11 protein-coding genes and 4 pseudogenes are annotated in these 26768 nt (G+C 39.3%); 14 read left to right on the top strand and 1 reads right to left on the bottom strand.

Features of this window, described 5'->3' with window-relative positions; translation table 11 throughout:
- The first annotated feature begins 143 nt into the window (after nt 1-143).
- Genes adcR through adcA form a run of 4 tightly spaced genes read left to right on the top strand, consistent with a single transcriptional unit; the run spans nt 144 to nt 3602 of the window.
- Nucleotides 144-584 (top strand): zinc-dependent transcriptional regulator AdcR, encoded by a 441-nt coding sequence (gene adcR, locus SK629_RS10445; RefSeq protein ID WP_042901818.1) that lies wholly within the window; start codon nt 144-146, stop codon nt 582-584.
- Entirely contained in the window at nt 584-1288 is a 705-nt protein-coding gene (locus tag SK629_RS10440; RefSeq protein WP_042901817.1) for a metal ABC transporter ATP-binding protein, read from the top strand. The genes adcR and SK629_RS10440 overlap by 1 nt, the downstream gene beginning before the upstream one ends.
- Nucleotides 1281-2087, top strand: a complete 807-nt coding sequence (locus SK629_RS10435; RefSeq protein WP_042901816.1) for a metal ABC transporter permease — start codon at nt 1281-1283, stop codon at nt 2085-2087. Before SK629_RS10440 ends, SK629_RS10435 begins: the two co-directional genes overlap by 8 nt.
- Before the next feature lie 9 nt (nt 2088-2096).
- Nucleotides 2097-3602, top strand: coding sequence for a zinc ABC transporter substrate-binding lipoprotein AdcA (adcA, locus tag SK629_RS10430; protein WP_042901815.1), 1506 nt, complete (start codon nt 2097-2099; stop codon nt 3600-3602).
- A 738-nt stretch (nt 3603-4340) separates the two neighbouring features.
- Here the strand turns inward: adcA and SK629_RS10425 are convergent.
- A complete protein-coding gene (locus SK629_RS10425; protein ID WP_042901814.1) occupies nt 4341-5198 on the bottom strand; it encodes a 5'-nucleotidase, lipoprotein e(P4) family in 858 nt (285 codons plus the stop codon).
- A gap of 253 nt (nt 5199-5451) precedes the next feature.
- On the opposite strand from SK629_RS10425, the gene SK629_RS10420 reads away from it, so the two are divergent.
- The 10 genes and pseudogenes from SK629_RS10420 to SK629_RS10385 all read left to right on the top strand — a co-directional run bounded on the left by SK629_RS10420 (nt 5452) and on the right by SK629_RS10385 (nt 26612).
- Nucleotides 5452-6336 (top strand): SPFH domain-containing protein, encoded by an 885-nt coding sequence (locus SK629_RS10420; RefSeq protein ID WP_004235732.1) that lies wholly within the window; start codon nt 5452-5454, stop codon nt 6334-6336.
- A gap of 201 nt (nt 6337-6537) precedes the next feature.
- Entirely contained in the window at nt 6538-11106 is a 4569-nt protein-coding gene (locus SK629_RS11040) for a ZmpA/ZmpB/ZmpC family metallo-endopeptidase (protein WP_050492382.1), read from the top strand.
- Nucleotides 11107-11850: 744 nt separating this feature from the next.
- Nucleotides 11851-11943 (top strand): annotated as a pseudogene (locus tag SK629_RS11860) (alpha-L-fucosidase); the annotation flags it as partial.
- Nucleotides 11944-12082: 139 nt separating this feature from the next.
- Nucleotides 12083-13021 (top strand): Rpn family recombination-promoting nuclease/putative transposase, encoded by a 939-nt coding sequence (locus SK629_RS10410; RefSeq protein ID WP_042901813.1) that lies wholly within the window; start codon nt 12083-12085, stop codon nt 13019-13021.
- Nucleotides 13022-13423, top strand: a pseudogene (locus tag SK629_RS12760) (hypothetical protein); the annotation flags it as partial. It lies immediately after the preceding gene.
- A 445-nt stretch (nt 13424-13868) separates the two neighbouring features.
- Nucleotides 13869-23345 carry a YSIRK signal domain/LPXTG anchor domain surface protein gene (locus SK629_RS10400; RefSeq protein WP_042901811.1) on the top strand — a complete coding sequence of 3159 codons (9477 nt, stop codon included), beginning with the start codon at nt 13869-13871 and terminating at the stop codon, nt 23343-23345.
- 781 nt (nt 23346-24126) lie between these two features.
- A pseudogene (locus SK629_RS11845) lies at nt 24127-24572 on the top strand (IS30 family transposase); the annotation flags it as partial.
- 482 nt (nt 24573-25054) lie between these two features.
- A pseudogene (locus SK629_RS11840) lies at nt 25055-25129 on the top strand (CPBP family intramembrane glutamate endopeptidase); the annotation flags it as partial.
- 68 nt (nt 25130-25197) lie between these two features.
- Nucleotides 25198-25494 carry a bacteriocin immunity protein gene (locus tag SK629_RS10390; protein ID WP_042901830.1) on the top strand — a complete coding sequence of 99 codons (297 nt, stop codon included), beginning with the start codon at nt 25198-25200 and terminating at the stop codon, nt 25492-25494.
- A 131-nt stretch (nt 25495-25625) separates the two neighbouring features.
- The gene (locus tag SK629_RS10385; RefSeq protein ID WP_042901810.1) at nt 25626-26612 is read left to right on the top strand and encodes a rhodanese-related sulfurtransferase; all 987 of its coding nucleotides are present in this window, start codon (nt 25626-25628) and stop codon (nt 26610-26612) included.
- Nucleotides 26613-26768: the final 156 nt, after the last annotated feature.

Here is a 26768-nt window from a genome sequence, read left to right as displayed (position 1 = left end):
TGGAAGAGTTCGAGAATGAAACTAGTTTTCACGTTTTTTCTTGACTCTTTTTTTGCTTGTGATATAATTAACTGGTAAATAAAATGCCACAGAATAGTATTCTCTCTTGAAAATAGAGAAGCATATAAGGAAAGGAGTCAGATATGAGACAGTTAGCAAAAGATATAGATGCCTTTTTGAATGAAGTAATTTTGCAGGCAGAAAACCAGCACGAAATTTTAATAGGTCATTGCACTAGCGAGGTGGCTCTGACCAATACCCAGGAGCATATTCTCATGCTCTTGTCAGAGGAATCTTTAACAAATTCAGAATTGGCCCGTCGTCTCAATGTCAGTCAGGCGGCAGTTACCAAGGCCATTAAATCTTTGGTCAAGGAAGGAATGTTGGAAACGTCTAAAGATCCTAAGGATGCGCGTGTGATTTTTTATCAGTTGACTGATTTGGCTCGTCCAATTGCTGAGGAGCACCATCATCACCATGAGCATACACTTTTAACCTATGAAGAAGTGGCGACTCAGTTTACTCCAAATGAACAAAAAGTGATCCAGCGGTTTTTGACTGCTTTAGTAGGAGAAATCAAATAATGAGATATATTACGGTAGAGGATTTATCCTTCTATTATGATAAGGAGCCCGTTCTTGAACATATCAATTATAGTGTTGATAGTGGGGAATTTGTGACCTTGACAGGGGAAAATGGGGCAGCTAAGACGACACTAATCAAGGCAAGTCTTGGAATCCTTCAGCCACGCATTGGCAAGGTGACCATTTCAAAGACAAATACGCAGGGTAAGAAATTGAGAATAGCCTATCTTCCTCAACAGATTGCCAGTTTTAATGCAGGTTTTCCAAGTACGGTTTATGAATTTGTCAAGTCGGGACGCTATCCACGAAAAGGTTGGTTCCGTCGCTTGAATGCTCATGATGAGGAGCATATCAAGGTTAGTCTGGACTCAGTTGGCATGTGGGAACACCGAGACAAACGCTTGGGTTCTCTATCTGGGGGGCAAAAGCAGCGAGCGGTGATTGCACGTATGTTTGCTTCTGATCCAGATGTGTTTATCCTAGATGAGCCGACAACGGGGATGGATGCAGGAAGTAAAAACGAATTTTACGAACTCATGCACCACAGCGCCCATCATCATGGCAAGGCTGTTTTGATGATTACTCATGACCCTGAAGAAGTTAAGGACTATGCAGACCGCAATATTCATCTAGTTCGTAACCAAGACTCGCCATGGCGTTGTTTCAACGTTCATGAGAATGATCAGGAGGTAGGCCATGCTTAGTTTGTTATCTTATGATTTTATGCAACGTGCCTTTCTGGCCGTTATTGCCATGAGTCTTTTCTCGCCGGTATTGGGAACCTTCCTTATCTTGCGTCGTCAGAGTTTGATGAGTGATACCCTCAGCCACGTCTCGCTTTCAGGTGTAGCCTTTGGTCTGGTACTAGGGATTTCTCCGACTATTTCAACTATTGCTATTGTCTTGATTGCGGCGATCTTTTTGGAGTATCTCCGTACGGTTTACAAGAGCTTTATGGAAATCGGGACAGCTATCCTCATGTCAACAGGTCTGGCTGTTTCTCTGATTGTCATGAGCAAGGGTAAAAGTTCGAGTTCTATGAGTTTGGACCAGTATCTTTTTGGTTCAATCGTGACTATCAGCGAAGAGCAGGTTATTTCCCTTTTTGTCATTGCGGCGGTTGTTTTGATTTTGACCGTCCTCTTCCTTCGTCCAATGTATATCTTGACCTTTGATGAGGATACGGCCTTTGTGGATGGCTTGCCAGTTCGTACCATGTCCATTCTTTTTAACATGGTGACAGGGGTGGCCATTGCCCTTATGATTCCTGCAGCAGGAGCTCTTTTGGTGTCGACCATTATGGTCTTGCCAGCTAGTATTGCCCTGCGTCTGGGGAAAAACTTTAAATCGGTTATGCTGCTAGCCAGTGCTATTGGATTTTTGGGAATGGTAGCAGGACTTTACATTTCCTACTATGCAGAAACACCTGCAAGCGCAAGTATTACCATTATTTTTGTAACTGTCTTTTTACTGATCAGTTTAGTAAAACGTTTTATCAAATAGGAGACTAAGGTGAAAAAAATTAGATTATTGCTCGCCAGTCTATGTGCCTTGTTTTTAGTGGCTTGTTCCAATCAAAAGCAGGCAGATGGCAAAATCAATATCGTGACAACCTTTTACCCTGTCTATGAATTTACCAAGCAAGTTGCAGGAGATACTGCTAATGTAGAACTCCTAATCGGTGCTGGTACAGAACCCCATGAATATGAACCTTCTGCCAAGGCAGTTGCCAAAATCCAAGACGCAGATACCTTCGTTTATGAAAATGAAAACATGGAAACATGGATCCCTAAATTGCTAGATACTTTGGATAAGAAAAAGGTGAAAACCATCAAGGCGACAGGTGATATGTTGCTCTTGCCAGGTGGTGAGGAAGAAGAGGGGGAACATGACCATGGCGAAGAAGGCCATCACCATGAGTTCGATCCCCATGTTTGGTTATCACCAGTTCGTGCCATTAAACTAGTAGAGCACATCCGTGACAGCTTGTCGGCAGATTATCCTGATAAAAAAGAGACCTTTGAGAAGAATGCTGCTGCCTATATCGAAAAATTGCAAGCCTTGGATAAGGCTTATGCAGAAGGCTTGTCTCAAGCCAAACAAAAGAGCTTTGTAACGCAACACGCAGCCTTTAACTATCTCGCTTTAGACTATGGACTCAAACAAGTCGCTATCTCAGGACTTTCTCCAGATGCAGAGCCATCAGCAGCTCGCTTGGCAGAATTGACAGAGTATGTCAAGAAAAATAAAATTGCCTATATCTACTTTGAAGAAAATGCTTCACAAGCCCTTGCTAATACACTTTCAAAAGAGGCAGGTGTCAAAACTGATGTCCTCAATCCTTTAGAAAGTCTGACAGAAGAGGACACCAAGGCGGGAGAAAATTATATCTCTATCATGGAGAAAAACCTCAAGGCTTTGAAACAAACAACAGACCAAGAAGGCCCAGCAATCGAGCCTGAAAAAGCAGAGGATACGAAGACAGTTCAAAATGGTTACTTTGAGGATGCAGCTGTCAAGGACCGCACCTTGAGTGACTATGTAGGTAACTGGCAATCCGTTTATCCTTTCCTTGAAGATGGAACGTTTGATCAGGTCTTTAACTACAAGGCTAAGTTGACTGGTAAGATGACCCAGGCTGAGTACAAGGCCTACTATACAAAAGGCTATCAGACAGATGTCACTAAGATTAATATCACTGATAACACTATGGAATTTGTTCAAGGTGGCCAAAGTAAGAAATTCACCTACAAGTATGTTGGCAAGAAAATCTTGACTTATAAGAAAGGCAATCGTGGCGTGCGCTTCCTTTTTGAAGCCACAGATGCTGACGCTGGACAATTCAAGTATGTTCAGTTTAGTGACCACAATATCGCCCCAGTTAAGGCAGAACATTTCCATATCTTCTTTGGAGGCACAAGCCAAGAAGCCCTCTTTGAAGAAATGGATAACTGGCCAACCTATTACCCAGATAACCTATCTGGCCAAGAAATCGCCCAAGAAATGTTGGCGCATTGATGAGAAATCGACTAGTTCATAAGAGCTAGTCGGTTTTTGGGTACTAGATGTCTAATACTCTTCGAAAATCTCTTCAAACCACGTCAACGTCGCCTTGCCGTACTCAAGTACAGCCTGCGGCTAGTTTCTTAGTTTGCTCTTTGATTTTCATTGAGTATAACTTCTCATTATAGACCTTTCAGAACTTTAAACAATAAATAAAACTCTTGAAATCTTAGCGCTTGTGTGTTAGAATAAATTTAATGGGTAAGGTTCATTAGAACACCAAATCCCTTAACTATTGCAGTAGTTAAGGGATTTTTTGATGTATCTTAACGATTTAACGGGTGTTGGTAGGCTAGTCATTCGGTCTACTTCTTACCATCTAGCCATTTGCAGACGAAATACAAGATAATTCCTGCTATGACGTCCGCTACAATAGTAAGAACGAGCTCTGGGGCAAGGTTCATTAGTTTCACCTCCTCTCACGAACCGTAAGGAACGTAATCGGTAACCGATGACAAAAAATAGTATATCACACTAAATTTAAATCATCAACATCATTTAATTCTTGAAATATCAGGGATAGGCAAAAAGTCTTTAAAATCAGAAAACGTATAGTATCAGATGTATAAAATCTTGATGTTATATCAATCATAAAAGTGGATAGGAAAGTTTTCTGATTATCAGAATTCCTTCCTATCCACTTTTTTAAGATTGTAAGTTAGCCTAATTTTATATAGAATTAGCTTATTTGTTTTATTTGTCAAAACCTTGTAAGGCTTTTTGGCGTTCTTCTACTTGACCTTTAGCATCTAGTTTGTTACCAGCGTATACAGCTGATTCCCATGATCCGTACATTGGATTTGGGAAGATGATGAATTTTTCACCGAATTCTTTTTGCAATTCTTCAAGTTGTTTATCACGGTCAGATTCAGAAGTCTTAGAAAAATCTGCAAAGTCTACGAGGTTATCACCAAACAATAAGATAAGATTTGTTTTTTCTTGAACTTTTTGGCGACGACCTTCTTTGGATTTTACACCACTTTCTAAGAACATGAGATGATCACGTCCTTGAACAGGAATTCCTTCACTTTCAAGATTTTTAATGGTAGCATCTACTTGATTAGCTGAGCGGTCAGAAATATAGTAGATTTGGACACCGTTTTGATCAGCAAACTGAAGAAAATCCTTGGCACCTGGGACAGCTTTTGCTGAAGCTTTTTGAACCCAAACATCCCAATTTTCGGGTGTGAATGCTGTACCATCTTTGACATTTTGTACTTGATAAGGGCTATTATCTAGGACAGTTTCATCCAAGTCTAAAACGATAGAGTAAGGTTTATCTGATTCTGTTTTGAGCAATTCCTTTAGGTGATTTGTTGCAACGTTATAACCCTGTATGTATAAAGCTTTAGTTTCAGCTGATTTTTGATACCAAAGGGTTGACATAGTGTTTTCTCTTGACCGTAGTTGGTCATATGTCAATGTAATCTGATTATCAGATGAGCTATTATTGCTTGTCTGTGTTTCTGTAGACTTTGTTGCACAACTAGCCAATAAGACGACAGAAGCAAGTGCAGAAAGGATTGTAACAGTAGTTTTTGCTGTTTTCATGAAATATCTCCTATTCATTCATTCATTTCAATAAATAGTATATCACGAGGGAAAAGTTAAGGCAAGCTATTCCCTGAATATGGATGAAGATAATGTAATGAAAAAAGCGATTATTAACTTGAAATGTAGTTTTACCTCTAATTATTGACATTTCAGGAAAAATCGCAGTAAAAACTGCACAACCTTCTTTAAATGTGCTATAATACAGGAAAAAATAATGATGGAGGTCGTCGCGATGATAACAACATTTTTGATGATTTTTGTGGTGGTTTGTGTGCTCCTATTGGTGATAGTCACACTGAGTACAGTTTATGTGGTTCGTCAGCAGTCGGTGGCGATTATTGAACGCTTTGGGAAATACCAAAAGGTTGCCAATAGCGGTATTCATATTCGCTTGCCTTTTGGGATTGATTCGATTGCAGCACGAATCCAGTTGCGCTTGCTGCAAAGCGATATTGTGGTTGAGACTAAGACCAAGGATAATGTGTTCGTTATGATGAATGTGGCGACTCAGTATCGTGTCAACGAGCAGAGCGTGACAGATGCCTACTATAAACTCATGCGTCCAGAGTCTCAGATTAAATCTTATATCGAAGACGCCCTTCGCTCTTCTGTTCCAAAATTAACCTTGGATGAATTGTTTGAGAAAAAAGATGAGATTGCCCTTGAAGTTCAACATCAAGTAGCGGAAGAAATGACAACTTACGGTTATATTATCGTGAAAACCTTGATTACTAAGGTCGAACCAGATGCAGAAGTCAAGCAATCCATGAATGAAATCAATGCGGCGCAACGTAAGCGGGTCGCAGCGCAAGAATTGGCGGAAGCCGATAAGATTAAAATCGTCACTGCGGCTGAAGCCGAAGCAGAAAAAGACCGCCTCCATGGTGTGGGGATTGCCCAACAACGTAAGGCGATTGTGGATGGATTGGCAGAGTCTATCACAGAACTCAAGGAAGCCAATGTTGGCATGACAGAAGAACAAATCATGTCTATCCTCTTGACCAACCAGTATTTGGATACTTTGAATACCTTTGCCTCTAAAGGAAATCAAACGATCTTTTTACCAAATACGCCAAATGGTGTGGATGATATCCGTACACAAATCTTGTCAGCCCTCCGCGCTGAGAAGAAATAATAGACTAAAGAGCTTGGCAACAGGCTCTTTTTGCATTGCATTTGTTAAGAAAAGCAAAGAACATTGATATACATTTAACTAAAATTATTGTATGTTGTTTCCCTTAATTTTGAATGATAAGGGAATAACTAGAAAGATTTGTGAATACAAACTATTTCTGATATACTAAATATACAGTAATAATGAATGATAGGATATGGGATGAAAGAATTTCAATTTGAGAGAAAGCAGCGTTTTTCTTTGAGGAAATATACAATAGGAGCTTGTTCGGTCTTGCTAGGAACGAGTTTATTTTTTGTTGGTATGGGGGCTCAACCTGTACAGGCTACAGAAACGAGTTCAACACTAATTTCAAGTCATTATTTGGATGAGCAGGATTTACCTGAAAAGCTGAAATCTGAGTTGCAATGGTTTGAAGAAAATAAAATTGAGGTAAAAGAGGGAAAAGAATATTACTTTGTCTATCGAAAATTGGCTACAAGATTACCAGAAACAGGTCTGTTTTCTAATGATGGGATGTTTATCTTGGGAGCAGGATTATTATTGCTTTCCTTCACTTTAATCAAGAGAAAAAAGGGAGCGTCTTACTTCCTTGTGACCGTCTTTGCTGTTGGTGGTTGGGGAGCATCCATCTCTGCTTTAGAAAATCTGGTAGAATTGCAACCAACCCTTGTTAAGAGAGTAGAAGGTCAGTTTTTACCAAGTCCTGAAACAGTCCAAGAATATGAATTTACGGGATATTATTTGGTAAGAGATAGTGCTAGCAAGGAACTTTCTGTTGATAAGGTAGAGTCGCCAGTATTATCTCAAAAGGAGGAAAGTTCAGAACCTCAATCTAAGAAGATTGTACCACAGACTACATCTCATTTTAGCTCGACTAAAGATCTTGTGCAATCTCCTCAACCATCTTATGCAGTTGAGCCTGTTTTAAATCCAACTCCTGAAAAAAGTATGAGTATTGAGTCTAAAAAAGTACCGGATGAAGGAATGAAAACTGTTATTGAAGACAAGCCAGAACTGGAAGTTAGGGTAGGGGAGATAGAATTTGAAACTCAATTGCAGTCTGACCCAACTCTGACTAAGGGAGAAAAAAGAATTTCTATAGAAGGTGCCAAGGGACAAGAACGAATCTTAACAGAAGTAAGGGTTATCGATGGTGTTGTAACGCGAAATGAAGTGGGAAGAGAAGTGCTTCATGAACCAGTTACTCAGGTGATTCTGGTCGGGACAAAAGAGAAGGAACCTCAAGAAAATGGCATAAGCCTAGCCCCGGAAGTCCAACCAGCTCTTCCATCTTATGAAGGTGGTATCTCTAGCGAGTCCTTGGTAGAGCCGTCTCTCCCCTCTTATGAGGGCGGTGTTTCCGGTGAATCCTTGGTAGAAGCAACTCTCCCATCTTATGGAGGCGGTGTTTCCGGTGAGTCCTTAGTAGAACCAACACTTTCATCTTATGAAGGTGGCGTTTCTGGCGAATCCTTGGTGGAACCGTCTCTTCCATCTTATGAAGGCGGTGTTTCCGGTGAGTCCTTAGTAGAACCAACACTTTCATCTTATGAAGGTGGCGTTTCTGGCGAATCCTTGGTGGAACCGTCTCTTCCATCTTATGAAGGTGGCGTTTCTGGCGAATCCTTGGTGGAACCGTCTCTTCCATCTTATGAAGGCGGCGTTTCTGGTGAGTCCTTAGTAGAACCAGCTCTTCCATCTTATGAAGGTGGCGTTTCCGATGAGCCTGAGATACAGGAGGCTCTTCCAGAGTATAAAGAAGACACTCAACTTCCTCAGACCAAAGTAGAGACCAAAGCTGTTCCTTATGAAACCATTTATGAAAAGAATGAGGCACTAGACCACGGCGTTACAAGAGTGAAAATTTCGGGTGTTGAAGGACAAGAACAAGTTACTACTACCTATACTAAAGATCAAGCAAGTGGAAATATTTCTGAGAATAAAACTGTCAAAATAGTAGCTAACAAAGTTGATCAAGTTGTAGAAGTTGGAACTAAACCGAGTGTTGAAACTACTATCCTATCTCATAAAACGATTTACCAGGTGAATCCTGCTTTGGAGTTCAGAAAAGAGGAAGTAGCGGTTGCAGGGAGTGATGGTTCGGTGGAAACTAGGACGACTTATCAACTAGACAAGGTAACAGGTCAGGTGACGGTATCTGACACTACTAGACAAGTAAATCCAGCAGTCGATAAAGTGATTCAAGTTGGTAATGTGGAAAAAGTAATTCAACCGATTGTGGTTACTGAGGAGCGAAGAGAGGATCCTTCTCTTGCTAAAAATATAGAAAAGGTAGCATCTGAAGGAGAAGTTGGTGAGAATACACTTACCAGAACCTACGCTATCAATGAACAAACTGGTGAATTGGTTAATCCTCAAGAAGCGATTCAAATAACAAAACCAATGAAACCGAGAGTTGTTTTAGTTGGTAGTCAGGAGGATAAACCACACTTGCTTCCAGCTAATAATGAGAGAGAAGATGCTGTGGATGTGTCTGCTCTGACCACAAGCGCGAGAACAGTAGATTTATTACATGACAGTAAACTAAAAGCACAGTTAGAGCCTACCTATGATCCTCGAGATATTACCATGCGTAAAATCTTGCTCAGAAAAACACACCCAAATATCACTGACCAAGAGGTCAAAGATATGTTGCGCACAGAGTATCTTCAAAAACTATCAATTCAAGAAAGCTTTGATCAGACGAAGATGCAAGCTGAGTCAAGTTTCAAAAAGATTGCCTCGCATACATTGGGAATTATAGGAGATACCCCTGAAAATCGCAGTAAGGTCAAACAAGAGCTGGAGCAATACAAAGAGCAGATTTTGTTGGGACTGTCTTATATCAATCGTTTTTATAATATTCAATTTGGGGACACGAATATTCGTGATATTCTGGCCTTTAATCCAAGTTCATTTGGCAATAAGACAATGACAGCCTTGGATAGTTTGAAGAAATTAGGATCCATGTCTTATGAAGAGATGAAGTTGACCAATAGTCCTCAAACATTTACAAAATACTTATCTACTATTACAGGTAAGGCTAGCTTGAAGGAATTTTTAGACAGCAATCGCCAACTCTTTACGTCAGATGATGCGGATACCTGGCTTAAAAAATCGAGCCAAGCTATGATTGTTGAAAAACCATCTAAGGAAAATTCTTCAGCGTATGTCGGGCTATATAGCAAGTTGACAGCTGGGGAAAAGGATCCTCGTAAACAAGAGGCTAATATAGCTGCTATTTTGGGACTTTTGAATGTGAAAGAACCACATGTTTACGTGATTAGTAATATGGCGACGATTACTTACGGTAATATTGGTTCCTATATAGATACTTCTCTTGCCCAGTCTAATCCAACTAAGTATCAGGCTGAGCTTGCTAGAGTCAAGTCTTTAATTGAAAAAGCGGCTGTACAACAAGCCAACTATGTTGATACTCTTTATCGTATAACAAAACCAGAAAATCGTGATAAGTTGCTGACAAATCGCTTGATTATTGATACGATGAAGAAATATACAAGCAATCAGAATGCCCAGATTGATAGCACTTGGTCACCAGCTACTGGTAGTGGAGCTGATAAGGGAGTCGATCAATTTATGACTCCTATGAATTACTATTCTCCAGTAAGTAAGGTGGGAGCTGAGGCCAATGGATTAGGTGTCCGTTACTTTATAGATAGGGTTTTGGATGATAGAGGTTCAGCGACTTATTCTCATGAAATGACGCACTTACTAGATAGAACGGTCTTGTTTAATAATCACGGTCGTCGAGATGGTACAGGAGCAGAGTTTTATGCGCGTGGTATTTTTGAAAACTCCTATAATCCAGAAAAGGATACTTATTTCAATCTCAACTTTGTATATGATGAGAGTGATAAGAATGGATTTTACAATAAAACACCTGATCGATTTAAAACGGTAGAAGATTTGCAATCTTACATGAAGGGAAGTTTTGATGTCCTTTATACTCTAGATTACCTAGAAGCAGAGGCAAGTAAAGGCTTATCTGCAGAAGATAAGATGAGTTATTTCAAAAAAATAATGCCGATTACTTCAACAGGTTCTAGAACTTGGGTAGATTACCGTAATACAGCGGTTAAACCGACTCATAAGAGTGAGGAGATTCAAGAACTGACCTTAGAAGATGCCAAAAAATTGACAGATATTGATAGTTTGATTGACAATCATATCCTGGTCAATCGTTATATCATTGCTGGGTTTACGGATAAAGGTAAAATTGCAGCAAATGGTTATTATACCGTTGATATGTTTGATACCATTTATGGTGTTAGTCAAAATGACTCTGGTATGAGTGGGGATATCACCTTTAGAAAACAAGCCTTTGAATTGATGGCTGCTTTGGGCTACTATGAAGGATTTGTTCCTTATGTGTCAAATCAGTTTAAAGAAGCAGCAGAGGCTGAAAACAAGCCTTTGTCTGATACTTACATTTTCAATAAAGTTTTGAATGGTAAGAGTTATGCTGAGTTCAAAAAAGCACAAATCAAGGAAAGAGTGGATAGGCTCAATCAATTGAAACCTTTGACAATCCAATATGAAGGTCAGGAAGTAAGTCTGACAAGTCAGAAGTTAAGTGAATTGATGCAGAAAGCTGTCCAAGAGGAGTTGAAACAGATTAAGACAGGCAAAACAACTGCTCGCACCTATACCTTTATCGAAACCCCAGTCCAAAAACTGAAAAAAGCGATTTATAAAGCTTATCTCAAAGATTCAGATGACTTTAGACAATCGATTTACAATAGCTAAGGCAAAAGGAACATCTCTCTGGAATGAACATTCAGAGGGGTGTTTTTTTGCACTCTTGTAAGACTTGACCTTGTTTCTTGAAAATAACAGTTTGCTTGAAGATGGAGTTATTTTCAAACTTTTCCACAGATTTATAAGAGTGGGAAAATCTCATTAACCTTAGAAATAGTAGCCAACTGAGAGTAAAAGAGTTCTTAAAAATTGGATAATTCACAGAAGTTATCCACAGATTGTGGACAAGCGTGGGGATAGATATGATTAATTATTGCTATTTGGAGTTTATATGTCCTTCTTTTGAATTGATAGTCTATTCTATGTAGCAAATATCAAGGGTGGAACTAAGATAATTTTTGTAAACAATACGGTTTCATTTGTTGACACGGAGAAACTTTGAATGTTAATTGTTAGCTAGGAGGGGATGGGTTTTGGTAGAGAATAGTAGTAGTTCGTCAGAAAAGTTAAGACATTTCATATTGTAATAAAAACTTTTGTGGATGTAGGAAATGATTTTTAGTTATTAACAACTTTATCCACATCTGTGGATAAAGTTGTTAATAAGATGGTGTAGTTCAATATACTAGTACTTCTTTAGAAACGAAGATTTGAGCTTAACTGGCTATAGGTGGATATGGTGTTATTCATCAGGATGAGCTTATACTCTTCGAAAATCTCTTCAAACGACGTCAGCGTCGTCTTACCCTACTCAAGTACATCCTGTGGCTAGCTTCCTAGTTTTCTCTTTGAATATTAGTCTTTCAATTTCAAGCTGGGGAAAGCAAAAAAGATTTGTGCATACCAACCCTGTATTTTTTCCTGAATCTGACAGTTGATGGATAGCTGATTGCTCAAGATTATATTTTAGTTGAAACGAGATAAAACATCTTCACAATCCATTTCCTTTTCGAATAAATAGATAGAACCATCGAATCTAGTAAATCTAGATTTAAAACTATGGTATAATGAAAGGAGAAGAAATATGACTGTACGTCATCCGGGCATCAGCCCAACCAATGACTTGGTTGCTAAGAAGATTTTTAGCAATCCCGAAATCACTTGTCAATTTATTCGCGATATGTTGGATTTACCAGCAAAAAATGTAACGATTTTGGAGGGAAGCAATATTCATGTATTACCTTCCATGCCTTATTCAGCCCAAGATTTCTATACCAGTATAGATGTATTGGCGGAGTTGGATAATGGAACGCAAGTTATTATCGAAATACAAGTACATCATCAGAATTTTTTCATTAATCGTTTGTGGGCTTACCTGTGCAGTCAGGTCAATCAGAATCTTGAAAAAATTCGCCAACGTGAAGGTGATACTCATCAGAGTTATAAACACATCGCACCAGTATATGCTATCGCTATCGTGGACAGTAATTATTTTCAAGATGACTTAGCCTTTCACAGTTTTAGTATGCGAGAGGATACGACAGGTGAAGTTTTAACAATCACAAACAACGGTCAGGAAAACCATCTGGTCAAGATGGCGTTCTTGGAACTAAAAAAATACAGAGAAACCAGCAAGGATAGTATTCGCAAGCCATGGTTGGAGTTTTTTGGGAACAAGCCCTTTACCCAGCAACCTGAACGAGCCATCAGCCAGGCAGACCAACTGCTAGACTATAAGAGCTGGTCCGAGGAGGACAGGAAAATGTTTAGTGAACAGCGCAGGCGTGAAGAACAAGCCTTGTTAGCGCAGGACTATGCCTTGGAACAAGCTGAAGAAAGAGGATTAGAACGTGGCCGTGCAGAGGGTCTTGAACAGGGACTGGAGCGTGGGAAAGTTGAAGGAAGAGTCTTTACTTTCCTAGATATGGTTCGCCAAGGTCTTTTGACTTCCGAGGTTGCCAGCCAGCAGTTAGGTATGACTGTCTCTGAGTTTGAAGAACTATTGAAAGAGCATCACAAATAAGAACTTAACAAATACAGAGAAACCAGCAAAGACGAGGTTCGTAAGCCATGGTTGGAGTTTTTTGGGAACAAGCCCTTTACCCAGCAACCAGAACGAGCCATCAGCCAGGCAGATCAACTGCTAGACTACAAGAGCTGGTCCGAGGAGGACAGGAAAATGTTTAGTGAACAACGCAGGCGAGAAGAACAAGCCTTGTTAGCACAGGACTATGCCTTGGAAACAGCTGAAGAAAGAGGATTAGAACGTGGCCGTGCAGAGGGTCTTGAACAGGGACTGGAGCGTGGGAAAGTTGAAGGAAGTTTGTCTATGCTACTAAATCTAGTCCACCAAGGTCTTCTGACTTCTGAGGTTGCGAGTGAGCAATTGGGCATGACTGTCGCTGAGTTTGAGGAGTTGCTATAAAAAGAGAAACAGGCATGTTATCGAACTAGATAGCATGTTTTTGTTTGGAATAGATTTTATATTTTGTACGAATGATTTTAGTGTATAGAGATACAAATACACTATTTTCATACTTCAAACCTATTTATTTTACTAAAATTAAAAAATATATCCGCTGTTTTTCCGAACTAGCCTAAATTTTTATATAAGATTGATTGGATAACATCATATATATTTATTTAAAAAAAGTAGAAAAAATTCAATCGAAAATTTTCTGAAAATGCCCTACTTTCCCAAAACGCTTTTTTTTTGCAGAAAATTACGGTCAAATTATTTGCATATATATTTAAAATGAGGTAGAATCTTAAATACAGATTTTCATATTAAGTAAAAAGTAGTTGTTTTTGTGAAACGGCTAGTTTTGTGTGAAAATCCAAAATGTACACTTAAAAGGAGATCCAAATTAATGGAAAATAAATCGTCTATGAGTCGCGCTGAGCGTCTACGTCGTGAAAAGGTCACGCGTTATTCGATTCGTAAATATAGCTTTGGAGCGGCTAGTGTAGCAGTCGCTGCTCTTTTCATGTTCTTAGGTAATGGAGCTGTATCAGTTCAAGCGGCTGAAGTTCAGGGAACACAGGTTACTGGAAAGACTGACACACAACTTGAACAAGACGAGTCTAAGCCTGCGACAGAAGTAGCTCCAGCTTTGAACAAAACTCAACTTGAAAGCTACATTTCAGAAATTGAAACAAAACTTGCTAACGGTTCTTATGCTAATAAAACAGATGAATCTGTTGCGGTATTAAAAGCTGATTTAGAAGCTGCAAAAGTTGCATTAGTGAACGCAACAACTCAAGACCAAATTACAAAAGCTTACAACAAACTTGTAAATACAGCTAACGCTGGATTAAGAAACAAACCTGTAGAGAAAAAAGAAACTCCAGCAGTAGACACTACTAACGGAAAAGAAACTGTAGGTAAAAAAGCAGCAAACACTGAGAAAAAATCAGACACTAACTCAATCGAAAACACAGGTTCTAACGATACACGTAATGGAAAAGCATTAGACAAAAACAATGCTTTCCGTGCGGAAACAACTGAAACTCAAGGTAACTTTACTTATTCTATGGAGTACTCTACTGGAAAAGAAATTTACCTTTATAACGAAGAAGACGCAGATGTCAATATTACAGTTAGCTCAACAGCTGGAAATATTACTAAAGCAACAGTTAAAGCTGGAAGTGGTCAGTTCTTACTAAAATCGAAAAGTGATCAAGCGATAGCTTATGCGAAAGGTAAAGGCGGATCTATGCCTCCAGAAGAAGAAGTTGAAATAGATGGTTATGGTTGGAGTTATCATCAAACACTAACTGAAACTCAAGGCCCAGTAACAATTAAAATCACTGGTAAACCAAACGACACGTTTAAAGGACTTACATCTTACACGAAAACTGAAGATCAACGAGCAGTATTAGGGGCAAGATATTTACAACTTGCAGATTCTACTGGGGCTAAACTGTCTGGAGGTAGCAAGCCATCAGCTCCTGGTTATTTCAACTTAGTTGTTAAATCTCAAACATACAAATATGACATCAAGCTGCCAGAATCAAATGCTGATAAGATTGCTGTTTCAAATGTTGATAGCTTAACTGAAGCAGATATTGCCAAAATCAAAAACGAAATTAAAATTCAATATTCTGATACTGCAACTACAGAAGATGCTCGATTAGCGTCTAAAAAAGGAGAAGTTTTAGCAAACAAATCTTCAGTAGTAGCAGAAAACGGAATCACTGTCGAAAATGGAACAGTTACTGTTACCTATAAAGATGGTTCAGTAGATACTACTCCAGTTGCAAGTGTAGCTCGTACAAATGAGAAACCAACTGTAGAAATTCCATTCTCATTAGATGGTAAAAAAGACGTTTTTGTATATGCTAATGAGGATTTTGAAATTCCTATTAAATTTAAAGATGACACTGGAAAAGTGGCATCAGCTACAGTAAAACGTGGTGGAAATCAGGATTCACCAGTTAAAGATGCATCAAATCCTGATGTTTTAGATAATCAGTACAATACAACCGTTGAAAAAATTTCTACTGAAACGGTAGCAACAGCAGAAAATCCAGCTATTGTAAAAATTAAAGGTAATATTTCAAAAGATAACTCTGGAATTGCAGCGAGTGCCTTCCCTAAAGAACCAAATCAAGAACTTACAATTGTAACTCGTTATGCAACAGCAACTGATACAGATGGGGCATTTATTGACAATACAGCTAAAGGAAATACTTATGCTACAGATCCAGGTGCGTTTACTATTAAATTAAAAGCTCAAACAGCAAAATATGATATTAAATCTCTAGAAGGTGCGGATAAAGTGGCTGTATCAGATGCTAACAACGTTACTGATACCGAGTTTGCCAAAATTAAAGAAAAAGTTAAAATTGCATATGCTTCAGAAGAGAAAAATCCAGATAAAAATATACCGACAGCTATAAGAGGAACAGATGTAGAGAATCAATCAGATCGTATTGCTTCTATCACTAAAGACGGAAACAATGTTGTAGTAACCTATAAAGACGGTTCTATTGATAAAAAACCATTAACTGACTTCGCACGTACAAACCTAGCTCCAACAGTTGAACTTCCATATTCAAACGCTGACAAACGTCAAATCTACGTTTACACTGGTGAGAATACTGATTTAACATTCACAGGTAAAGACGATATAACAGTTAAAAATTTATATCTACGAAATAAAGGTTTAGATGAAAGTGATAACGCTAGTGGTTATGGTTTTACCATAGGAAAGGTAACTGACAGTGCTGTAGCATCTGGGGAAGGAACTGTATCTGATGATAAGAAAACAGCTACTATTAAGATGGTTGGAGTAACAAATCTGAAAGCTGGGCAAAAGTGGACAAGTTTTATCGAGGCTAAAGATAATGACGGTGTTAAATCTATGCCAGCAAATGAATCCTATAGTGTTGAGAACTATGAACTTCGTCGAAGAAAACCTGGGTATGTTGAATTCATCGTTAAATCTCAAACAGATAAGTACGATATCAAGACACCAACTGAAAAAGTTGTTGTAACAGATCCAGCAAACGTAACAGAAGCTGATTTAGCTAAAGTCAAAGAAAAACTGCAACTTGAGTACAAGCAGGATAACGACGACGCGAATATCGCAAAAGATACTGCAGTTGATAAAAATGGTAAGATTCAATCAGTCACAAAAGATGACAGAGGAAATCTTGTAGTAACCTATACAGATGGTTCAAAAGATACAAGACCATTATCAGAGTTTGTAACCTTAGATAAACAACCAGCTATCGACGAGGTTAATAAAGCAGCTGAGAAGCAAATTGAGGCTATTAACAATAACCCAGAAGCAACTCAAGAAGAAAAAGATGAAGCAATCAAGAAAGTAAATGCAGATAAAGCTAAAACTCTTGATGAAATTGCAAAACCTGAAGTTACAACAAAAGATGCTCTTGATAAAGCTCAAAATGCAGGAACTGATGCAATCGCAGCAGATAATCCAGTGGTAGCGAAAAAAGACGCAGCAAAAGCAGATGTTGAAGCAGCTCGTAAAGCTAAAGAAGATGCGATTAAAGCAGATACAAATCTAACACAAGCAGAAAAAGATGCAGCTATCGTGAAAAATAATACGGCTGCAGCAGAAGCAACTAAAGCTATTGACACTGCAACAACAAACGATGCAGTAGATCAAGCTAAAACAGCTGGAACTACAGCGATTGGTAAAGTTAACCCAGTAGCAAAAGAAAATGCTAAAGAAGCAATTGCAAATGCATTAACAGATAAAAATTCTGAAATCGACAAACGTACTGATTTAACAGATGCTGAGAAAACAGCAGCAAAAGCTGAAGCTCAAAAATTAGCAGATGCTGAATTAGCTAAAATCAACGCTCAACCTGACAATGCAGAAACTGCAGACGCAGCAGCGGCAGCTCAAAAAATCGTTAATGATGCTGAAGATAAAGGTGTAGCAGATGTAACATCTGTAAATCCAGTAGCAAAAGAAGCAGCTAAAAAAGCAGTCGCAGATGAGTTAACTAAGAAAGAAGAGCAAATCGACGCTCGTACTGATTTGACGAAAGAAGAAAAAGACGCAGCTAAGAAAGAAGCTCAAGATAAAGCTAAAGAAGCAACAGATGCAATTGATGCACAACCATCTATTACTGATTCAGCTGACAAAGCTACAGCAGCACAAACAGCAGTAGATGTAGCAAAAGATAAAGGTGTAGCAGATATTAAAGCTGTAGATCCAGTAGCGGCTAAGAAACCAGCAGCTAAGAAAGCAATCGACGATGCATTAACAGCTAAAAACAATGAAATTGATGCGCGTACGGATTTAACTCCAGAAGAAAAAACTAAAGCGAAAGAAATTGCAAAAGCAAAAGCAGTAGCAGCTAAAGATGCAGTTGATAAAGCAACTACAAACGCAGAAGTTGATAAAGTTAAAACAGATGGAACTACAGCAGTTGAAAACGTAACTCCAGTAGCGAAAGAAGCAGCGAAAACAGCAATTGCAGATGCATTAACAGCTAAAAATAAAGAAATCGATGCGCGCACAGACTTAACTGATGAAGAAAAAACAGCAGCTAAGAAAGAAGCAAAAGATAAAGCTGACGCACAACTAGCTGAAATTGCTAAACAACCAGATGCAGCGGATACACCAGAAGCAGCGAAAACAGCACAAGATGCAGTGGATGCGGCTAAGAAAACAGGTGTAGCTGATGTTACAGCTGTAAATCCAGCAGCAGTTAAGAAAACGGAAGCTAAGAAAGCAATCGACGATGCATTGACAGCTAAAAACAATGCTATTGATGCTCGTACAGACTTGACAGATGCAGAGAAAAAAGCAGCAAAAGATAAAGCAGCGGAAGAAGCTAAGAAAGCTAAAGAAGCAATTGATGCAGCAACAACAGATGCAGCAGTAGATACAGCGAAAACAGCTGGATTAGATGAAATTGCGAAAGTGAATCCAGTAGCTAAAGAAGCAGCTAAGAAAGCAGTGGCAGACGAATTAGCTAAGAAAGAAGCAGAAATTGATGCGCGTACAGACTTGTCTGATGCAGAAAAAGCTGCAGCTAAGAAAGATGCTCAAGCCAAAGCGAAAGAAGCTACAGATGCAATTAACGCACAACCAGACAATGTAGAAACACCAGAAGCAGCAACAGCAGCTCAAACTGCGGTTGATAATGCAAAAGATAAGGGTGTAGCGGATGTTAAATCTGTAAATCCAGTAGCTAAAGAAGCAGCTAAGAAAGCAGTAGCGGATGAATTAGCTAAGAAAGAAGCAGAAATCGATGCTCGTACTGATTTAACGAAAGAAGAAAAAGACGCGGCTAAGAAAGATGCTCAAGATAAGGCTAAATCAGCAACAGATGCAATTAATGCACAACCAGACAACGCAGATACACCAGAAAAAGCAGCTGAAGCTCAAAAAGCAGTAGATACAGCTAAGAAAACAGGTGTAGATGAAGTTGCGGCTGTGAATCCAGAAGCAGTAACGAAACCAGTAGCTAAGAAAGCAATCGATGATAAATTAGCTGAACAATTAAAAGAGATCGAAAACACTCCAGATGCTACAGATGAAGAGAAGAAAGTTGCAGCAGATGCAGCTAAAACTCTAGCTGAAGAAGCTAAGAAAGCAATCGATAAAGCTGGAACAGATGCTGAAGTTAAGCAACTTCAAGAAGAAGCTAAGAAAGAAATCGAAAAATCTGTACCTGTTGTAGAAGATAAACCAAACGCTCGTAAAGCAATTGATGACGAAGCAACAGCTAAAAAAGCAGCAATCGATGCTCGTGACGACTTGACTCCTAAAGCTAAAGAAGATCTTAAAGCTCAAGTAGATAAGATTGCAGAACAAGCTAAAAAATCTGTAGATGCAGCTAAAACAGCAGAAGCTGTCAATGGAATTGAAGAGTCAGATAAAGCGGCTATTAAAGCTGTAGGTGAAGTAAATATTCCAGCTGATAAAGTTCTTGTAAATGATCCAAGTGCTTTAACAGATGCTGAAAAAGCTAAGGTCTTAGAAGCTGTTAAGAAAGTAAATCCAGATGCTAAAGAAATTACTCAAGATGCAGATGGAAATATTACTGTTACAACTCCAGACGGTCATCAGGAAATCATCACTCCTGAGCAAGTAGTGAAAACTGCTGATACAGCAAATGATCCAAAAGCAGGAAACGACGTAGTTAAACCAGCAGATAAAGTAGTCGTAAATGATCCAGCTAAGTTGACAGATGCTGAGAAGGAGAAAATTAAAGCAGCAGTTGAAGCTGTAAATCCAAACTCTGTAGTAACAGTAGATGAAAAAGGAAATGCTAAAGTTTCAACTCCAGATGGTCAAACACAAGTGATTCCTGTAGAAGAATTAGTACGTACTGTTGAAGATACTAAGAAACCAAACGCAGGCAATGACATCGTTAAACCAGCGGATAAGACAGTGGTAGCAAATCCAGATGCATTAACTCCAGAAGAGAAGAAAGCCATCGAAGATAAGGTTAAAGCAGTCAATCCAGGTTCAACTGTAGTAGTGGATGATAAAGGAAATGCGACAGTCACAACGCCAGAAGGTAAGACAGCGGTTATCCCAGCGTCAGACTTGACTAAGTTAGCAGCAGACGCAGCTAAACCAAACGCAGGCAATGACATCGTTAAACCAGCGGATAAGACAGTAGTAGCAAATCCAGATGCGTTAACTCCAGAAGAGAAGAAAGCGATCGAAGATAAGGTTAAAGCAGTCAATCCAGGTTCAACTGTAGTCGTAGACGATAAAGGAAATGCGACAGTCACAACGCCAGAAGGTAAGACAGCGGTTATCCCAGCGTCAGACTTGACTAAGTCAGCAGCAGATGCAGCTAAACCAAACGCAGGCAATGACATCGTTAAACCAGCGGACAAAACTGTAGTAGCTAACCCAGACAAGTTGACAGATGCTGAGAAGAAAGCGATCGAAGATAAGGTTAAAGCTGTTAACCCAGGTTCAACTGTAGTAGTGGACGATAAAGGAAATGCGACAGTTACAACTCCAGCAGGTAAGACCGCGGTAATCCCAGCAACAGACTTGACTAAGTCAGCAGCGGATGCAGCTAAACCAAATGCAGGTGATGACATCGTTAAACCAGCGGATAAGACAGTAGTAGCAAATCCAGATGCGTTAACTCCAGAAGAGAAGAAAGCGATCGAGGATAAGGTTAAAGCAGTAAATCCAGGAGCGACTGTAGTAGTAGACGATAAAGGAAATGCGACAGTCACAACTCCAGCAGGTAAGACAGCCGTAATCCCATCAACAGACTTGACTAAGTCAGCAGCGGATGCAGTCAAACCAAATGCAGGTGATGACATCGTTAAACCAGCGGATAAGACAGTAGTAGCAAATCCAGATGCGTTAACTCCAGAAGAGAAGAAAGCCATCGAAGATAAGGTTAAAGCTGTTAACCCAGGTTCAACTGTAGTAGTAGACGATAAAGGCAACGCGACAGTTACAACTCCAGCAGGTAAGACAGCGGTAATTCCATCAACAGACTTGACTAAGTCAGCAGCGGATGCAGCTAAACCAAATGCAGGCAATGACATCGTTAAACCAGCGGATAAGACAGTAGTAGCAAATCCAGATGCGTTAACTCCAGAAGAGAAGAAAGCCATCGAAGATAAGGTTAAATCTGTTAACCCAGGTTCAACTGTAGTAGTAGACGATAAAGGCAACGCGACAGTTACAACTCCAGCAGGTAAGACAGCGGTAATTCCATCAACAGACTTGACTAAGTCAGCAGCGGATGCAGCTAAACCAAATGCAGGCAATGACATCGTTAAACCAGCGGATAAGACAGTAGTAGCTAACCCAGACAAACTTACAGACGCTGAGAAGAAAGCGATTGAAGATAAGGTTAAAGCAGTAAATCCAGGATCGACTGTAGTCGTAGACGATAAAGGCAACGCCACAGTAACAACCCTAGCAGGTAAGACAGCGGTTATCCCAGCGTCAGACTTGACTAAGTCAACATCAGATGCAGCTAAACCAAACGCAGGCAATGACATCGTTAAACCAGCGGACAAAACTGTAGTAGCTAACCCAGACAAACTTACAGACGCTGAGAAGAAAGCGATTGAAGATAAGGTTAAAGCAGTAAATCCAGGATCGACTGTAGTCGTAGACGATAAAGGTAACGCCACAGTAACAATCCCAGCAGGTAAGACAGCGGTAATCCCAGCAACAGACTTGACTAAGTCAGCAGCGGATGCAACTAAACCAAACGCAGGCAATGACATCGTTAAACCAGCGGACAAAACTGTAGTAGCTAACCCAGACAAACTTACAGACGCTGAGAAGAAAGCCATCGAAGATAAGATTAAAGCAGTCAACCCAGGTTCAACTGTAGTCGTAGACGACAAAGGTAATGCGACAGTCACAACGCCAGAAGGTAAGACAGCGGTAATCCCAGCAACAGATTTGACTAAGTCAGCAGCGGATGCAGCTAAACCAAATGCAGGCAACGATGTGAATACACCAGCATCTAAAACTGTAGTAGCTAACCTAGACAAACTTACAGACGCTGAGAAGAAAGCTATCGAAGATAAGGTTAAAGCAGTAAATCCAGGAGCGACTGTAGTAGTGGACGATAAAGGTAACGCAACAGTTACAACTCCGGAAGGTAAGACAGCGATCATTCCAGCAACTGATTTAGTGAAAACACAAGATGATATCACTAAAGAAAATGCAGGTAATGATGTAAATACACCAGCATCTAAAACTGTAGTCGCAAATCCAGATGCTCTAACTTCAGAAGAGAAGAAAGCCATCGAAGATAAGGTTAAAGCAGTCAACCCAGGTTCAACTGTAGTAGTAGACGATAAGGGTAATGCAACAGTAGCTAAAGGTGATGGTACAGTTCTTAACATTCCAGCTTTAGACCTAGTCATTCCAGTAGATGATTTGGCAGATGCAGCTAAGAATACAGCTGTTAAAACTCCTGCTATTCGCACATTAGTAGCTGATAAGGAAAAATTAACAGATGCTGAAAAAGCAGCAGTTAAGAAAGCAATTGAAGCAGTAAATCCAGGAGCGACTGTAGTAGTAGACGATAAAGGGAACGCAACAGTCACATTAGATGGAAATACAGTATCAATTGCAAAAGACCAATTAGTGAAAACAGCAAGTGATGTAACAGCTAAGAATAGCGGAGATAACATCAACCTTGACTTCGAAAAAGAAACAGTAGCAGACTTCAATAACGTAACAGATGCAGAAAAAGAAGCTGCAAAAGCTAAGATTAAAGGAGCAAATGCTGATGTGCTAGAAGTTATCTTCGACAAAGCAGGAAATGCAACTGTAATTACTAAAGATGGTAAAGTTTACACAATCGTAGCTAAAGATATCTTCAAACAACGTCCATATGTACCATCAAATGGTGGAGGCAATAACAATGGTAACGGAAACGGAACTTCTGACAATAACGGAGCTACTAACACTGACGCGAAAGCGGATAAAGCGAAGTTAGAAGGTGCTATCCATCAATTAGATGAATTTAAGTTTGATGCAGAAACTGCAAAAGAAGCGAATGCATTATCAGCAGATGCTAAGAAAGTATTTGCTAATGCAGACGCAAGTCAAGCAGAAGTGGATGCAATGGTGAAACGTATCGAAGACTTCATGGCGAAAGTTGCTCTATCAACTGATCATGCAACTCCAGCTAACGACCAAGCTAGTCAAACACCAGCTGCTCAAACACCAGCTGTAGATACAGCTACTACTCAAGCAGCATCAGCACAAGCAAATGCGCGTAAAGTAGCTAAAGAATTGCCAAATACAGGTACAGCAGATTCTACTGTAGCTATGGTAGCAGCAGCCGCAAGTGCATTACTTGGTCTTGGTCTTGCAGGTCGTCGTAAAGATGACGAAGAAGCTTAATTGGTAGATTGTTTGATAAACATCAGATGATAAATCCGATTTTCAAAGCTTAAACAAGTACCTCTCATAAGAAAGAGCCTGAGACAAAATAGTTCTCAACCACAAAAAAGCTAGAGATTTCCAATTGCGAAACTCTAGCTTTTTAATTTTGAGTTGTTCTCTTATTGTATAGTAGATTGGAATAAGATCTGAACAAATCAATTAGGAAAGTCAAATTATACTCTTCGAAAATCTCTTCAAACCACGTCAGCTTCGCCTTGACGTATATATGTTACTGACTTCGTCAGTTTTATCTGCAACCTCAAAGCCGTGCTTTGAGCTGACTTCGTCAGTTCCATCTACAACCTCAAAACAGTGTTTTGAGCAGCCTACGGCTAGCTTCCTAGTTTGCTTTTTAATTTTCATTGAGTATTAATCTCTAGAAATGTTTTAGTAATAGTGGTGTACTATTCTAGGTTCTATATATTATGTTTTAGGAGGTTATTGGCCATAAGTACCAATCCCATGTAAATTCTCACTTGGCGCTTACCTATCAGATTACATCTCTTGTAACCCAAACAAGCCTTTATCTGATGAGTATGATAGGTATATCGAACACCATCAGTGTCTTCTATCAAGGTAGTTATTATACTTTTCAGAAATCAAACAGTAGCTCACATCAATTTTTCCTTGCTAAAGATTTGTTATTGATGTTGTAAGTCTGATCCATACTTATAAATGAGTTCTTTTAGTTGGTTAGGAAAGATTCTTTAGTTTGTTGCTTTGTTTAGTATAAAAGGTGATACTTTTTACTAAACTACTATACACTTTTCTTGATGATAGAAGAAGTAGACATCAAATCATCCGATTGATTCCAAATAAAAGCGTTGAGTCGGTCAATCAGGCTTTAAAACTCATCTTAAAACAGCATCAAATTCGGTAGATAACGGAACAGAATTTAACCGCTTGTCTGATGTGTTTTCTAAGGAACACATCTATTATGCGCACCCCTATGCCTCTTGGGAAAGGGGAACTAATGAGAATCACAATAAGCTCATTCGTAGATGGTTACCTAAAGGAACTAAGAAAACGACTCCTAAAGAAGTTGCATTCATCGAAAATTGCTTCAACAACTATCTGAAAAAATGCTTGTCCTACAAGCTTACAAGAGAAGACTTCTTGCTAGTTAACTTGAAATTGAGTGTTTCTCGTGAAACATTCTATTTCTATACCTTTTTCGAGTTATAGGTGACTTAGTTCGATAAACTCAAGAGGAATGATAGATTAAAAGAAATTATTTTGCTTGACTATTGGAGGGATTATGGTACAGTTAAAATGAATAAAACAGGAAATAGAGGCTGAAAAGCTATTATCTATGGCTTCTTTGGTTATTTCTGTCAAATTTGGAAAAGTTGCTATCGGCATATACATATTCCCAAAAGCAGAGTTGGTAGCTGTGGTTTTAGGGAGTTTTGATTTTGCAGATGACCATACTCATGATTTTCATAGATAGTGTTGTTTGGAGCGATGAGGACTTTTATCATGTCCGTTTTATTGTGGGAAGATTTACCTCGTTTCTTCCTGAAATTGAGTTTTTGTCTAACCTCTAAACAAAAATTTAAGTTCAGTCTAGATAGGTCTAGTATTTCAAGGAGATGGTTTATTGTGGCTTGCTAGATTAGTTGCTAAATCGGTAGTTAAGATTAAGTTTTATTTTTCAAACGTTAAGTGCGTCTTATGTTATCAATAATATTGTAGCGACCTTACCATTTCTGCTGACTTTTTTACATAGGGTGTTTGGGTAAAATATTAGCATGAGAGTTAGGGATTATAGTTTTTCAATTTATAAACGAATTTCAGGAGGTAAATGAGTATGACACCATTAAAATGGTTTGCTGGAGGAAGCGAAAGACGTTGTGAAGCCATGACGATTATAAGTCATCTATTGGAAGGTATAAACAATACGCCTCAACTTGCTCCTTTGAAAAATCTGTTAGTGAGTTATAAAAGGCGATTAAAGGAAGATGGGACCTCTACTCCATTTATTTTGAGTCAAATGAATGTTGACATCTCACGTGTGTTGATTGACAATAAGCTGACTTTGTCAAAAAGTCAAGCAGAGAAGATAAAGAAATTAAGAGAATTATCTGCTATTCGCTATGGTTACTAATGAAATGCAGGGATAAATCCCTTTCTACAATTTCCAGTCAAATAAATTGCATTCGTTTTCTTAAGCAGGTATACTAGTATTGTTAGATGAAAAATTCTGAAAATTTAAGAATAGAAAAGAGAACAAATCTTATGGCAAAAGATATTCGTGTCTTACTTTACTACCTTTATACTCCAATTGAAAATGCAGAGCAATTTGCTGCAGACCACTTGGCTTTCTGTAAATCAATCGGCCTTAAAGGCCGTATTCTAGTCGCTGACGAGGGAATTAACGGAACAGTTTCAGGTGACTATGAAACAACTCAAAAATACATGGACTACGTTCATAGCCTCCCAGGAATGGAAGACCTCTGGTTCAAGATTGACGAAGAAAATGAACAAGCCTTCAAGAAGATGTTTGTTCGCTACAAGAAAGAGATTGTCCACCTTGGTTTGGAAGACAACGACTTTGACAACGACATCAACCCACTTGAAACAACAGGTGCCTACTTGTCTCCAAAAGAGTTCAAAGAAGCTCTTCTTGACGAAGATACTGTTGTCCTTGACACACGTAACGACTATGAGTACGACCTAGGACACTTCCGTGGAGCTATCCGTCCAGATATCCGCAACTTCCGTGAGTTGCCACAATGGGTCCGTGATAACAAGGAAAAATTCATGGACAAGCGTGTCGTGGTTTACTGTACAGGTGGCGTTCGCTGTGAGAAATTCTCAGGTTGGATGGTCCGTGAAGGCTACAAAGATGTTGGCCAATTGCACGGAGGAATCGCAACTTACGGTAAAGACCCAGAAGTTCAAGGTGAGCTTTGGGATGGGAAAATGTACGTCTTTGACGAGCGTATCGCCGTAGATGTAAACCATGTCAACCCAACCATCGTAGGGAAAGACTGGTTTGATGGAACACCATGTGAACGTTATGTCAACTGTGGAAATCCATTCTGTAACCGTCGTATCTTGACATCAGAAGAAAATGAAGACAAGTACCTTCGTGGATGCTCACACGAGTGCCGTGTTCACCCACGTAACCGCTATGTTTCAGAAAATGAATTGACACAAGCTGAAGTTATCGAGCGCTTAGCCACTATCGGTGAAAGCTTGGATCAAGCAGCTACTGTATAAGATTAAACAGTCCTTAGGGGCTGTTTTTCTATGCTTTTTACTAAAAAAATCTAATACTCAATGAAAATCAAAGAGCAAACTAGGAAGCTAGCCGCAGGCTGCTCAAAACACTGTTTTGAGGTTGTAGATGAAACTGACGAAGTCAGGAACATATAT

Source organism: Streptococcus mitis, assembly GCF_000722695.1.
Taxonomy (GTDB): Bacteria; Bacillota; Bacilli; order Lactobacillales; family Streptococcaceae; genus Streptococcus; species Streptococcus mitis_O.
This window is presented reverse-complemented; position numbering and strand designations above follow the sequence as displayed.

What these genes read in the sequence shown, in the direction of transcription:
- adcR (WP_042901818.1), top strand. Translation starts at nt 144, where the DNA reads ATGAGACAGTTAGCAAAAGATATAGATGCCTTTTTGAATGAAGTAATT.
- SK629_RS10440 (WP_042901817.1), top strand. Translation starts at nt 584, where the DNA reads ATGAGATATATTACGGTAGAGGATTTATCCTTCTATTATGATAAGGAG.
- SK629_RS10435 (WP_042901816.1), top strand. Translation starts at nt 1,281, where the DNA reads ATGCTTAGTTTGTTATCTTATGATTTTATGCAACGTGCCTTTCTGGCC.
- SK629_RS10425 (WP_042901814.1), bottom strand. Translation starts at nt 5,198, where the DNA reads ATGAAAACAGCAAAAACTACTGTTACAATCCTTTCTGCACTTGCTTCT.
- SK629_RS10420 (WP_004235732.1), top strand. Translation starts at nt 5,452, where the DNA reads ATGATTTTTGTGGTGGTTTGTGTGCTCCTATTGGTGATAGTCACACTG.
- SK629_RS11040 (WP_050492382.1), top strand. Translation starts at nt 6,538, where the DNA reads ATGAAAGAATTTCAATTTGAGAGAAAGCAGCGTTTTTCTTTGAGGAAA.
- SK629_RS10410 (WP_042901813.1), top strand. Translation starts at nt 12,083, where the DNA reads ATGACTGTACGTCATCCGGGCATCAGCCCAACCAATGACTTGGTTGCT.
- SK629_RS10400 (WP_042901811.1), top strand. Translation starts at nt 13,869, where the DNA reads ATGGAAAATAAATCGTCTATGAGTCGCGCTGAGCGTCTACGTCGTGAA.
- SK629_RS10390 (WP_042901830.1), top strand. Translation starts at nt 25,198, where the DNA reads ATGACACCATTAAAATGGTTTGCTGGAGGAAGCGAAAGACGTTGTGAA.
- SK629_RS10385 (WP_042901810.1), top strand. Translation starts at nt 25,626, where the DNA reads ATGGCAAAAGATATTCGTGTCTTACTTTACTACCTTTATACTCCAATT.